Origin of the sequence: Streptomyces sp. NPDC008313, assembly GCF_042956125.1 — a bacterium.
Taxonomy (GTDB): domain Bacteria; phylum Actinomycetota; class Actinomycetes; order Streptomycetales; family Streptomycetaceae; genus Streptomyces.
The window spans coordinates 91,387-104,634 of record NZ_JBIBFR010000010.1; the positions used below are offsets into that span (position 1 = coordinate 91,387).

General features: G+C 72.2%; 10 protein-coding genes. 6 read left to right on the forward strand and 4 right to left on the reverse strand.

Annotated elements, in window-relative coordinates; genetic code table 11:
* Nucleotides 1-145: 145 nt before the first annotated feature.
* The 6 genes from ACFY93_RS15420 to narI all read left to right on the forward strand — a co-directional run bounded on the left by ACFY93_RS15420 (nt 146) and on the right by narI (nt 8,910).
* The gene (locus tag ACFY93_RS15420; protein WP_391358273.1) at nt 146-1,384 is read left to right on the forward strand and encodes an MFS transporter; all 1,239 of its coding nucleotides are present in this window, start codon (nt 146-148) and stop codon (nt 1,382-1,384) included.
* A 22-nt stretch (nt 1,385-1,406) separates the two neighbouring features.
* A complete protein-coding gene (locus ACFY93_RS15425; RefSeq protein WP_391358276.1) occupies nt 1,407-1,889 on the forward strand; it encodes a hemerythrin domain-containing protein in 483 nt (160 codons plus the stop codon).
* 148 nt (nt 1,890-2,037) lie between these two features.
* Complete coding sequence (locus ACFY93_RS15430; RefSeq protein ID WP_391358642.1) at nt 2,038-5,715, forward strand: nitrate reductase subunit alpha; 3,678 nt, start codon at nt 2,038-2,040, stop codon at nt 5,713-5,715.
* Nucleotides 5,715-7,469: a nitrate reductase subunit beta gene (narH, locus tag ACFY93_RS15435; protein ID WP_391358277.1), complete on the forward strand. Its 1,755-nt coding sequence runs from the start codon at nt 5,715-5,717 to the stop codon at nt 7,467-7,469. Before ACFY93_RS15430 ends, narH begins: the two co-directional genes overlap by 1 nt.
* Complete coding sequence (gene narJ / locus ACFY93_RS15440; protein WP_391358281.1) at nt 7,466-8,155, forward strand: nitrate reductase molybdenum cofactor assembly chaperone; 690 nt, start codon at nt 7,466-7,468, stop codon at nt 8,153-8,155. Before narH ends, narJ begins: the two co-directional genes overlap by 4 nt.
* Nucleotides 8,152-8,910, forward strand: coding sequence for a respiratory nitrate reductase subunit gamma (gene narI / locus ACFY93_RS15445; protein WP_391358282.1), 759 nt, complete (start codon nt 8,152-8,154; stop codon nt 8,908-8,910). The genes narJ and narI overlap by 4 nt, the downstream gene beginning before the upstream one ends.
* 15 nt (nt 8,911-8,925) lie before the next feature.
* Here the strand turns inward: narI and ACFY93_RS15450 are convergent, their stop codons facing one another.
* From ACFY93_RS15450 to ACFY93_RS15465, 4 genes are all read right to left on the reverse strand, one after another.
* Complete coding sequence (locus ACFY93_RS15450; RefSeq protein WP_391358285.1) at nt 8,926-10,677, reverse strand: GAF domain-containing protein; 1,752 nt, start codon at nt 10,675-10,677, stop codon at nt 8,926-8,928.
* A gap of 144 nt (nt 10,678-10,821) precedes the next feature.
* Entirely contained in the window at nt 10,822-11,535 is a 714-nt protein-coding gene (locus tag ACFY93_RS15455; RefSeq protein ID WP_391358287.1) for a response regulator, read from the reverse strand.
* Nucleotides 11,536-11,660: 125 nt separating this feature from the next.
* A complete protein-coding gene (locus tag ACFY93_RS15460) occupies nt 11,661-12,356 on the reverse strand; it encodes a DJ-1/PfpI family protein (RefSeq protein ID WP_391358288.1) in 696 nt (231 codons plus the stop codon).
* A gap of 286 nt (nt 12,357-12,642) precedes the next feature.
* Nucleotides 12,643-13,206: a helix-turn-helix transcriptional regulator gene (locus tag ACFY93_RS15465; RefSeq protein WP_391358290.1), complete on the reverse strand. Its 564-nt coding sequence runs from the start codon at nt 13,204-13,206 to the stop codon at nt 12,643-12,645.
* Nucleotides 13,207-13,248: the final 42 nt, after the last annotated feature.

A 13,248-nucleotide genomic window follows, 5' to 3' on the forward strand; every position in this document is an offset into this window, starting at 1 on the left:
ACGGGGGCCCAACGGCCCACCTCACACGCGTACGCCGGCACCGATCCTGACAGTGGGCCCCGCCCCGTGCGACACGGACGGGGGACGGAGCCCGAACCCACCCCCACGCGGCGGATGGCCGCCGCGCGCAGAAGGGAACGACACGATGCTCCAGCAGACGAAGGAGAGGGACCGCGTCCCGGCGCAAGGCGCCCCGGCGACCGGCCGCGCCTGGCTCATGCTGGCCCTGGCAACCCTGGGCTTCGCCGTCAACTTCTGGGCCTGGGCGCTGCTCAGCCCGCTCGGCCCCCGTTTCAAGGACGGCCTCGACCTGACCTCCTTCCAGCAGTCGCTGCTGGTCGCGGTGCCGGTGGTGGTCGGATCGCTCGGCCGTATCCCGGTGGGCGCGCTGACCGACCGGTTCGGCGGGCGGGTGATGTTCCCGCTCGTGTCGGCCGTCACCATCGTGCCCGTGCTCTACCTGGGCCTCGCCGGCCACGACTCCCTGGCGGCCCTCCTCACCGGCGGCTTCTTCCTCGGTGTCGCCGGCACCTCGTTCGCCGTCGGCGTGCCCTTCGTCAACGCCTGGTTCCCGCCCGAGCGGCGCGGCCTCGCGATCGGCGTCTTCGGGGCCGGCATGGGCGGCACCGCGGTCAGCGCGCTGACCACCGTCAAGCTCGTCGACGCCCACGGCATGGCCAACCCGTTCCTGCTCACCTCGGTGGCGCTGGCGCTCTACGCCGTGGTCGCCGCCCTCGTCCTGCGCGACGCGCCCGGCCGTACGGTGCCCACCCGGCCGCTGGCCCAGCGGCTCGCGACGACCCTGCGCCTCGGTGTCACCTGGCAGGCCTCGGCCCTGTACGCGGTGACCTTCGGCGGCTACGTGGCCTTCTCGGTCTACCTGCCCACGTATCTGAAGACGGGGTACGGGCTCAGCCAGGCGGACGCCGCCAACCGGATGGCCGGGTTCGTGCTGCTCGCGGTCGCCATGCGACCCATCGGCGGCTGGCTGTCGGACCGGATCGGTCCGGTGCGCGTCCTGGCCGGGTCGCTGACCGTGGTCGTGGTGGGCGCCCTCGCGCAGTCCTTCACCCCCGCGCTGGCCCCGTCGGGCACGATCGCGTTCCTCGCGATGGCCGCCGCGCTCGGCGCCGGCAGCGGCGCGACCTTCGCCCTGGTGGCGCTGCTGTCGCCCGCGAACATGGTCGGTTCGGTCACCGGAGTCGTCGGCGCGGCGGGCGGCCTCGGCGGGTTCGTACCGCCGCTGGTGATGGGCTCGCTCTACGGAACCTACGGCTCGTACGCCCTCGGCCTCCTGCTCCTGGCCGCGGTGTCGGCCGCCGCCCTGGTCTTCACCGGCATGGGCGTCCGCAAGGCCCTCGTCCGACGCGCCCCGGCGGCGTGAGCACCCCGAAGGAGATCGCACGATGTGTGAGTACTGCGGCTGCCAGTCCCTGGCCACGATCGACGAACTCACCCGGGAGCACGACGCCGTGGTGGACCTGATCGCCGGGGTGGAGAGCGCCTACGCCGCTCAGGACGTCGTCCGGATGGCGCAGACCGCCCGCGAGATCGCGGCGGTCCTCGCCCCGCACACCGAGGTCGAGGAGCACGGGCTGTTTCCCGTGATGGCCGAGGAGTTCCCCGACCACATCGCCGCCCTGGAGGAGGAGCACCGGCGGATCGAGTCCGTCCTCGGCGAGGCCGCCGGCCGGACCCCGGCCGACCCCGCCTGGCCCGGCCGGCTGATGACCGTCCTGGCCATGCTGCGCGACCACATCCTCAAGGAGCAGGACGGCGTGTTCCCGGCGGCCCTGGCGAGTCTCAGCACGGAGGAGTGGGAAGCGGTCGAAATGGTCCGCTCCCGCGTGGGTACCCTCCTGCCGGCGGCGGCCACGGAACGGAACTGATCGTCCAAGGGCTTGCACACGGGTCACTCAGGGCGTTACGTAGTAGCCGTCGAAGATCTAGATCGATCCGAGCAAGGCCAGCGTCACTTCCCCCAGGAGAGACACCACTGTGAGTACGGAGACCGGCCCGGGGCCGGGGCACGCGGGAATGGACAGCGGACTGACGGACGCTCTGGTGCGTTCCCGGCGGTTCTTCACCCGGGCGGAGGTCTCCGACGACCTGCGCACCCTGCACAGAACCGGCGGGCGCTCCGCGGACGACTTCTACCGGGACCGCTGGTCCCACGACAAGGTGGTCCGCTCCACCCACGGGGTCAACTGCACCGGCTCCTGCTCGTGGAAGGTGTACGTCAAGGACGGCATCATCACCTGGGAGGCCCAGCAGACCGACTACCCGTCGGTCGGCCCGGACAGTCCGGAGTATGAGCCGCGCGGCTGCCCCCGGGGCGCCGCCTTCTCCTGGTACACCTACTCGCCCACCCGCGTCCGCTACCCGTACGTGCGCGGGGTGCTCCTGAGGATGTACCGGGAGGCGAAGGCCCGGCTCGGCGACCCGGTCGCCGCCTGGGCCGACATCGTCTCCGACCCCGAACGCTCCCGCGTTTACAAGGCAGCACGCGGCAAGGGCGGCCTGGTGCGGGCCACTTGGGAGGAGGCGACCGAGATGGTCGCCGCCGCCCACGTGCACACCATCAAGGAGTACGGTCCCGACCGGCTGGCGGGCTTCTCGCCGATCCCGGCCATGTCGATGGTCTCGCACGCGGCAGGGGCCCGCTTCTACTCGCTGCTCGGCGGCGTGATGCTCTCCTTCTACGACTGGTACGCGGACCTCCCCGTCGCCTCCCCGCAGGTGTTCGGCGACCAGACCGACGTACCGGAGTCGGGGGACTGGTGGGACGCCGGATACCTGATCATGTGGGGCTCCAACCTGCCGGTGACCCGGACCCCGGACGCGCACTGGATGGCCGAGGCCCGCTACCGCGGCCAGAAGGTCGTCGCGGTCGCCCCGGACTACGCCGACAACGTGAAGTTCGCCGACGAGTGGCTGCCCGCGCAGCCCGGCACGGACGCCGCCCTCGCCATGGCGATGGGGCATGTGATCCTCAAGGAGTTCTTCGTCGACCGGGAGACGGAGTACTTCACCTCGTACGTGAAGCGCTACACCGACCTGCCGTTCCTGGTCGGCCTGGAGGAGCGGGAGCCGGGCGTCTACGCGCCGGGGAAGTTCCTGACCGCCGAGGACCTGGGCGGCACGGAGGCCCAGGCGGAGCACGCGGCGTTCCGCACCGTGCTCCTGGACGCGGCCACCGGCCGTCCGGTGGTGCCGAACGGCACGCTCGGCGACCGCTTCGGCGAGTCCGGCGCCGGCAAGTGGAACCTCGACCTCGGTGACACCGATCCGCTGCTGTCCGCCGCCGGCGGCACCGAGGCCCCGGTGACGGTCGAACTCCCGCGCTTCGACGCCCCGGACGGCTCGGCCGGACGGCTGCTGCGCGGGGTACCGGTCCGCCGCGTCGCGGGCCGGCCGGTCACCACGGTGTTCGATCTGCTGCTGGCCCAGTACGGGGTCGCCCGCGAGGGCCTGCCCGGCACCTGGCCCACCGGCTACGACGACCCCGACGAGCCGTACACCCCGGCCTGGCAGTCCGCCATCACCGGGGTCGCGGGGGAGACGGCGGCCAGGATCGCCCGGGAGTTCGCGGCCAACGCCGAGGAGTCGCGCGGCCGTTCGATGATCATCATGGGTGCCGGCGCCAACCACTGGTTCCACTCCGACACCATCTACCGCGCCTTCCTCACCCTGACCACCCTCACCGGCTGCCAGGGCGTCAACGGCGGCGGCTGGGCGCACTACGTCGGCCAGGAGAAGGTCCGACCGATCACCGGCTACTCCCTGCTGTCCACCGCCTCCGACTGGAACCGGCCCGCCCGCCAGATGATCCAGACGGCGTACTGGTACCTGCACACCGACCAGTTCCGCTACGACCACTTCTCCGCCGACACCCTCGCCGCCGCCGGGGCGGGCGGCACGTTCGCCGGGCGGAGCACCGCCGACGTCATCGCCGCCTCGGCCCGGATGGGCTGGATGCCGTCGTACCCCACCTTCGACCGCAACCCGCTCGACCTCGCCGACGAGGCCGAGGCGGCCGGACGCCCGGCCGGCGACCACGTCGTCGGCGAACTCAAGGCCGGACGGCTGAAGTTCGCCGGGGAGGACCCGGACGCCCCGGAGAACTTCCCCCGGGTGCTGACCGTCTGGCGCTCCAACCTGCTGGGCTCCTCCGCCAAGGGCAACGAGTACTTCCTCAAGCACCTGCTCGGCGCCGACGCCTCCCTCAGCGCCACCGAAGCGCCCCCCGGCGCCCGCCCGCGCGACGTCGTCTGGCGGGACGAGGCCCCGACCGGCAAGCTCGACCTGCTGCTCACCCTGGACTTCCGGATGACCAGTACCACCGTCTACTCCGACGTCGTGCTGCCCGCCGCCACCTGGTACGAGAAGCACGACCTCAACACCACCGACATGCACCCCTTCGTGCACTCCTTCAACCCGGCCATCGCTCCGCCCTGGCAGACCCGCACCGACTGGGACGCGTTCAACACCCTGGCGCGCGCCTTCAGCGACCTGGCCGCCGGCCACCTCGGCACCCGCAAGGACCTGGTCGCCGCGCCGCTGCTGCACGACACCCCGGACGCCATGGCCAACCCCCACGGCCGGGTCCAGGACTGGAAGAACGGCGACTGCGAGCCGGTGCCGGGCCGCACGATGCCCAAACTCCTCGTCGTCGAGCGGGACTACGCCGCCGTCGCCGACAAGATGACCGCGCTCGGCCCGCTCCTCGACACCCTGGGCGCCACCACCAAAGGCGTCACCTTCAAGGTCGGGCGCGAACTGGAGTACCTGCGGCACAAGAACGGCACCGTACGCGGCGGAGCGGCCGACGGCCGGCCCTCCATCGCCCGGGACGTGCACGCCTGCGAGGCGATCCTCGCCCTGTCCGGCACCACCAACGGCCACCTCGCCACCCAGGGCTTCCACACCCTGGAGGCGCGCACCGGCACCCGGCTCGCCGACCTCGCCGCCGAACACGAGGGCAAGCAGGTCACCTTCGCCGACACCCAGGCCGCGCCCGTACCCGTGATCACCTCACCGGAGTGGTCCGGATCGGAGTCCGGCGGACGCCGCTACTCGGCCTTCACCATCAACGTCGAACGCCTCAAGCCGTGGCACACCCTCACCGGGCGCCAGCACTTCTTCCTCGACCACGACTGGATGACCGAGCTGGGCGAACAGCTCCCCGTCTACCGGCCCCCGCTGAACATGAACGCCCTCTTCGACGAACCGCCCATCGGCGACGTCGGCGAACTCGGCGTGACCGTCCGCTACCTCACCCCGCACAACAAGTGGTCCATCCACTCCGAGTACCAGGACAACCTGTTCATGCTGTCGCTCTCCCGCGGCGGGCAGACCATCTGGATCAGCAAGGAGGACGCGGCCAAGATCGGCGTCCACGACAACGACTGGATCGAGGCCGTCAACCGCAACGGCGTCGTGGCCGCCCGCGCCGTCGTCTCGCACCGGATGCCCGAGGGCACCGTCTACATGCACCACGCCCAGGACCGCCTGATCGACGTCCCCCGCACCGAGACCACCGGGAAACGCGGCGGCATCCACAACTCCCTCACCCGGCTGCTGGTCAAGCCCAGCCATCTCATCGGCGGGTACGCCCAGCTGTCGTACGCCTTCAACTACCTGGGCCCCACCGGCAACCAGCGCGACGAGGTCACTGTCATCCGGCGCCGTAAGAACCAGGAAGTGGAGTACTGATGGCCCGCGGTGATGCCCCCATCGGACGCGTCATGGCCCAGATGGCGATGGTGATGAACCTCGACAAGTGCATCGGCTGCCACACCTGTTCCGTCACCTGCAAACAGGCGTGGACCAACCGGCCGGGCGTCGAGTACGTGTGGTTCAACAACGTGGAGACCCGCCCGGGCCAGGGCTACCCGCGCCGCTATGAGGACCAGGAGACCTGGAAGGGCGGCTGGCAGCTCAACAAGAACGGCCGCCTCGCCCTCAAGGGCGGCGGCCGGTTCAAGAAGCTGATCACGATCTTCTCCAACCCCAAACTCCCCAGCATCGACGACTACTACGAGCCGTGGACGTACGACTACGAGACGCTCATCAACGCCCCGCTCCAGGAGCACACTCCCGTCGCCCGCCCCAAGTCCCTGATCTCCGGCAAGGACATGAAGATCAAGTGGTCGGCGAACTGGGACGACGACCTCGGCGGCTCTCCCGACCACGGTGACAAGGACGTCCTGCTCGCGGGACTCGCCGAGAAGGTCAAGTTCGAGTTCGAGCAGACCTTCATGTTCTACCTGCCGCGCATCTGCGAGCACTGCCTCAACCCGTCGTGCGCGGCCTCCTGCCCCTCCGGAGCCATCTACAAGCGCGAGGAGGACGGCATCGTCCTGGTCGACCAGGACCGCTGCCGCGGCTGGCGGATGTGCGTCTCCGGCTGCCCGTACAAGAAGGTGTACTTCAACCACCGCACCGGCAAGGCGGAGAAGTGCACCTTCTGCTTCCCGCGCATCGAGGTCGGCATCCCCACCGTCTGCTCCGAGACCTGCGTCGGCCGGCTGCGCTACATCGGCCTGGTCCTCTACGACGCCGACCGGGTGCTCGAAGCCGCCTCCACCCCCGACGACACCGATCTGTACGAGGCGCAGCGCGATGTCTTCCTCGACCCGAACGACCCCGACGTCGTCCGCGCGGCCGAGGAGGCGGGCATCCCCCGGGACTGGATCGACGCCGCCCAGCGCTCCCCGATCCACGCCCTGATCAACACGTACAAGGTGGCCCTGCCGCTGCACCCGGAGTACCGCACCATGCCCATGGTCTGGTACATCCCGCCGCTCTCCCCGGTCGTCGACGTCGTCCGCGACACCGGGTACGACGCGGAGGACCGCGGCAACCTCTTCGCCGCCATCGATGCCCTGCGCATCCCCGTCGACTACCTCGCCCAGCTGTTCACCGCCGGCGACCCCGCGCCCGTGAACGCCGTGCTGCGCCGCCTCGCCGCGATGCGCGCCTACATGCGCGACATCAACCTCGGCAGAGAGCCCGACGCCTCCATCCCCGCGTCGGTCGGCATGGAGGAGGAGGCGGTCTACGACATGTACCGCCTGCTCGCCCTCGCCAAGTACGACGAGCGCTACGTCATCCCGCCCGCCCACGCCGAACAGGCCCACAAACTGGAGGAACTGGCCACCGAGTGCAGCCTCGACTACGAGGGCGGCCCCGGCATGGGAGGCTCCGGGCCCTTCGGTGAGACGTCCGGGGGACCGGCGCCCATCGCCGTGGAGAACTTCCACGCCCTGCGCGACCGCCAGACCGCCGACACCATCGCCACCCCCGAGGACAAGAACACCCGCGTCAACCTCCTCAACTGGGACGGCAGAGGCCGCCCGGCGGGACTCTTCCCGCCCGGCGACGACGGGGGACCGGACGGCACGGACCGGGGCACCGGCACGGGTACGGACGCCGGGCGGGGCGGCGAAGGCGGGTCCCCGTCATGAGGTTCGCCACCAAGCGCCGGCCCCCGGCCACCGACCCGCACACCGTCCGCGCCTGGCAGGTCCAGTCGCTGCTGCTGGGCTACCCCGACGACGGACTGCTCGGCCGGCTCCCGCTCCTGGACCGCGCCGCGGCCACCCTCCCGGACGACGTCGGCGCTCCACTCGTCCGCTTCCTCGGCCACCTCCGGGCCACCCCGCCGCACGAGCTCGCCGCCGACTACGTCGCCACCTTCGACCACCGCAAACGCTGCTGTCTCTTCCTCACCTACTATGCCCACGGCGACACCCGCAAGCGCGGCCAGGCCCTGCTGAACCTCAAGCAGACCTACACCGCCGCCGGACTGCGGCTGAGCGACGACGAACTCCCCGACCACCTCTCCGTGGTTCTGGAGTTCGCCTCCGCCTCGGGCGACGGGACACTGCTGCGCGAGCACCGCGCCGGCCTCGAACTGCTCCGCCTCGCCCTGACCGACGCGGACTCGCCCTGGGCCCACGTCCTCGACTCCGTGTCCGCCACCCTGCCACCGCTCGCCGGGGACCAGCGCGAAGCCGTCGCCCGCCTCGCCGCCGAAGGACCGCCCGAGGAACAGGTGGGCCTCGCCCCCTTCGGCGCCCCGCCGTCCCAGCCGTCCCAGCCGTCCCCGGTGTTCCTGCCCGACCCCGCCATGCCGAGAGGCCGCCGATGAACGACACCGCAGCAGCCGTCGCCGGGCAGAGCGCCTGGGACGTCCTCCTCTTCGTGGCCGTCCCCTACATCGCCCTCGCCGTCTTCGTCCTCGGCCACTACTGGCGTTACCGCTACGACAAGTTCGGCTGGACCACCCGCTCCTCCCAGCTCTACGAGAACCGGCTGCTGCGCCTCGGCAGCCCCCTGTTCCACTTCGGGATCCTGCTGGTCGTCGTCGGCCACGTGGGCGGACTGCTCGTCCCGGAGAGCTGGACCGAGTCCGCCGGCATCAGCGAGACCGCTTACCACGCCGTCGCGTTCAGCCTGGGCACCGCCGCCGGCATCTGCACCCTGGGCGGCGCCGCCATCCTCATCTACCGGCGCCGCACCACCGGACCCGTGTTCTCCGCGACCACCCGCAACGACAAGGCGATGTACGTCCTGCTGATCCTCACGATCTGCCTGGGGCTCGGCACCACCGTCCTCGGCAACGTCACCGGGGACCCGCACAACTACCGGCAGACCGTCTCGCCCTGGTTCCGCTCCCTCTTCTACCTGCACCCCGACACCGACCTCATCCTCAAGGCCCCGATCGGCTTCCGCCTCCATGTGCTGTCCGCCTGGGTGCTGTTCGCGTTCTGGCCCTTCAGCCGCCTGGTGCACGTCTTCTCCGCGCCCGTCGGCTACCTCACCCGGCCGTACATCGTCTACCGCAGCCGCGACCAGCGGCTCGGCTCCCGTGCCCCCCGCCGCGGCTGGGAGCGCATCGGCTGACCCGGCCGGCCCGCCTCAGCCGGTGTCCGAGGCGGCCGACGGGAGGGGTACGGCCCACTCGACGACGGTGCCGCTCGGCTCGTTCGCGTGCAGGCCGCACGTGCCGCCCAGCTCCTCGGCGCGCCGGCGCATGTTGGCGAGCCCGCTGCGCCGGGTGACGGCCGGGTCGATCCCGCGGCCGTTGTCGGCCACCCGCAGCCGCAGCGTCGTGGACGTGACGTCGACGCCCACGTCCACCGCGGTGGCGCGGGCGTGCCGGGTCGCGTTGGACAGGGCCTCGCCGAGCACGGCCAGCAGATGCCCGGCGTGCCCGGCGGGGACGTTCGTGTCCAGCAGGCCGGTCATCCGCAGCGCCGGGGTGAAGCCGAGTGCCTGCGCCGCCGGTTCGACCGCCGCCACCACCCGGGAGCGCAGCCGGCCGCCCCCGCGCGTCCGGTCCTGCTCGCTCAGCGCGTAGATCGTGGAGCGGATCACCTTGATCGTGTCGTCCAGGTCGTCCACCACCCGTTCGATCCGCTCGCCCACCTCCGGCCGGTCGGCGACCCGGCCGAGCGTGGACTGCAGGGACAGGGCGCTCGCGAACAGCCGCTGGATGACCAGGTCGTGCAGGTCACGGGCGATCCGGTCGCGGTCGTCGAGGACGAGCACACGCTCGGCGTCCCGCCGGTGCTCGGCGACGTCCAGGGCGAGCGCCGCCTGGTTGCCGTACCCGATGACCATGTCCACCACGGCGTCGGGGAAGGGGCGCCCGTCCGGTTCGCCCGCGACCTGCAGTACGCCGCGGACGTGCTCATGGGTGCCGAGCGGCACCAGGAACGCCGGTCCCTGCTCCACCGGCGGGGCGCTCCCGCCCGTGGAGCGCGGGCCGGCGGTCATCGCCTGGTCGCGGATCACCTCGCCGGAGGCGAACACCTTCGCGGCGGGCGCCGAGGCGGGCAGTACGAGACCGCGCACCTGTTCGGCCCGGGGGCCGGAGGCGGCCTCCACGACGAGTTCGCCGCTGTCCCCGACCGGCACCGCGAGCGTCACCAGGTGCGCGTCGGCCATCTCCCGCGCGGTGCCGGTGACGGACGCGAGGACGGCGGCGGGCTCCGCCCCCGACAGCAGACTGCGGGTGAGTTCGTTGCTCGCCGCCAGCAGACGCTGGCGGCGGCGGGCGTCGTCGTACAGCCGGGCGTTGTCGATCGCCACGCCGGCCGCGGCGGCCAGGGTGCGCAGCACCGCCTCGTCGGTGGCGTCGAACTCGCCGCCGCCCCGCTTGTCGGTCAGGTACAGGTTGCCGAATACCTGCTCGCGCACCCGGACGGGTGCGCCGAGGAAGCTGGTCATCGGCGGGTGGCCGGGCGGGAAGCCCACCGACCGCGGGTGCCGCGAGAGGTTCGCCAGGCGCAACGGCTCGGGGTGGCTGATCAGCAGGCCCAGGATGCCTTCGCCGCGCGGGTAGTGGCCGATCCGGGCCACGGCCCGCTCGTCGATGCCCACGGTGAGGAACTGCTTGATCGTGCCGTCCTCGCCGAGCACGCCCAGCGCCCCGTAGCGGGCGTCGACCAGGGTCGCGGCGGAGCGCACGATCCGTCGCAGCACCACCTCCAGGTCCAGTTCGGATCCGACGGTCAGCACGGCGTCCAGCAGGGTGTCCATCCGGTCCCGGGCGGCCCGTCCCTGCCGGACCTGTGCCTGGAGGTCCTCCAGCAGCCGCTCCAGTCGCTGCTCGGGGGAGGGCTGCGCGGCCCCCGCGCCGGGGCCGTCCTGTGCGCGCTCGTTCACCCAAGCTCCCCTCACGGCGTCATCGGCCGCTTCCAGCATGCCCGACGGTCCGGTGCCGCGCGGCGGCACCCCCGGACGTCCGGGACCGGGGGACGGGCGGGCACGGGCTCGCGTCCCGGGCGCCGGTGGCCGTCCCCGTGCGAGTCACCCCGCGTGACGGTCCCGGCGGGGCCCGGGCGGCTCGGGCCGCTCCAGGTGGGAGGCGAGGACCGCGGCCTGCACCCGTCGCTGGACACCCAGTTTCGCCAGGAGCCGCGAGATGTGGTTCTTGACGGTCTTCTCCGACAGATACAGCTTCGCGCCGATCTCCCGGTTGGTGAGCCCGTCGCCGACGAGCGCGAGGATGTCCTGCTCACGGGGCGACAGCCTCGCCAGTTCGGGTGCCACCTCCGGAGTCTCAACGGGGTCCGCGCGCAGCGAGCGCATCAGCCGGGCGGTGGTGGCGGGATCCAGCATGGACTGTCCGGAGGCGACGGTGCGCACCGCGGACACCAGGTCGGACCCCTTGATCTGCTTGAGCACGTAGCCGGAGGCCCCGGCCATGATCGCGTCCAGCAGGGCGTCCTCGTCGTCGAACGAGGTGAGGATCAGCACCGCGAGGTCCGGCATGCTGTCGCGCAGCTCGCGGCAGACCGTGATGCCGTCGCCGTCCGGCAGGCGTACGTCGAGGACGGCCACGTGCGGGCGCAGCGCCGGTCCGCGCACCAGCGCCTGCGCGACCGTGCCGGCCTCGCCCGCCACATGGATGTCCGCTTCGGCGTCCAGCAGGTCGGACAGGCCGCGCCGGACCACCTCGTGGTCGTCGAGCAGGAAGACCCTGATCGGATTCCGCTCCGTGAAGACGCGTGCCTCGGCCATGACGACCCCTCGTTCGCCGGTGGGATCCCGGGCCGCGCTTGCCCGGGAGCACCATCCTCACTCTCCGGGGCCGTGCGCACCAGGGCCGACCGGCCCCAGTCGGGGCCGGCCGGCCCTCCGCCGCCTCAGCCGAGCTTCTTCAGCAGTTCCCCGGCCAGCGGGGCGGAGGAGGCCGGGTTCTGACCGGTGACCAGGTTGCGGTCGACGACCACGTACGGGGCCCACGGCTCGCCCTCCTGGAAGTCGGCCCCCGCCTCGACGAGACGGTCCTGGAGCAGCCAGGCGGCCTTGTCCGCGAGCCCCGCCTGGGTCTCCTCGGCGTTGGTGAAGCCCGTCAGCCGGTAGCCGGCGAACGCGTTGGAGCCGTCCTCGGCGGTGGCGGCGAGGAGCGCGGCGGGCCCGTGGCAGACCACGCCGAGCGGCTTGCCGGAGGCCAGGGCGCGGGTGAGCAGCGCTCCGGAGGCGGTGTCGACGGCGAGGTCCTCCATCGGGCCGTGGCCGCCGGGGTAGAAGACCGCCGCGTAGTCGTCCAGGTCCACGTCGCCGAGGCCGACCGGCTCGTGCAGCGCGGTGAGGGAGGCGAGTGTCTTCGCCACACGGTCGGCGCCCTCCTGGCCGCCGTTGGCCTCGGGTGCCAGACTGCCCCGGTCCACGGTGGGCACGACCCCGCCCGGTGTGGCCACGACGACCTCGTGGCCCGCCGCCTCGAAGGCCTCGTACGGGGCGACGACCTCCTCGGCCCAGAAGCCGCTGGGGTGACGGGTGCCGTCGGCCAGCGTCCAGTGGTCGACGCCGGTGATCACGAAGAGAATCTTCGACATGGTGCGCTTCTCCGGGTGTGCGGGCCCTCGACGGGCGCTGCGGAAGGGACGGTGCCGCCCGGCCCGGACGTGAGCCGGGGGCCGTCGGCGACACCTCGAAGGTAGGCAGATCGGGCCGGGGCTGGCCAATAGGGGAGCGGCGGCCGCCATAGGGCATCCGATGGGTCCACCGGGAATGCGCGGACGGGAGCGCGCGGGGCGGGGCCGGCGGATCACGTCGCCGTGCGTCGGCGGCGCGTGACCGGCGCCGGTCCCCGCGTCCGCGACACGATCCGCCGGGCAGCCCTCAGCGCGGTACGGAGGCGCGCCGCTCCAGGACGGCCAGCACCTGCTCGGCCCAGCGGATCGTCTGCTGCTCCAGGGCCCGGCCGCCCATCAGCGTGAGGTACGGCCCGATCCGCTCGGCCCCGGCCAGGTACGCGTCCTCGGTCCGGCCGTCGAGGAGACGTGCCCGGAGCCGGTCGTAGCGGGCCAGCTTGGCGCGTGACCAGGCCAGACGTTCGGTGATGGCCTCCCGTACGGCGTCGCCGTCGCCCTCGTCGACGGCGTACAGCTTGACCAGCAGCTCGTCGCGCAGCGCGGCCGGTCTCGCGGGGGCGGCCGTGAACTCGCGCAGCGACCGGCGGCCGGCCGGCGTGAGGGAGAACAGCCGCTTGTCGGGGCGGCGCTCCTGCCGCACGAGCCGGGCCTCGATGAGGCCCTCGGCCTCCATGCGCTCCAGCTCCCGGTAGAGCTGCTGGGGCGTGGCCATCCAGAAGTTGGCCACGGCCGCGTCGAAGTCCTTGGCCAGGTCGTAGCCCGAGGCCTCGCCGTCCAGGAGCGCGGCCAGGACCGCGTTGCGCAATGCCATGGGGCAAGGCTAGACCGTGCTCACCGCGGCGAGTATGGTCAT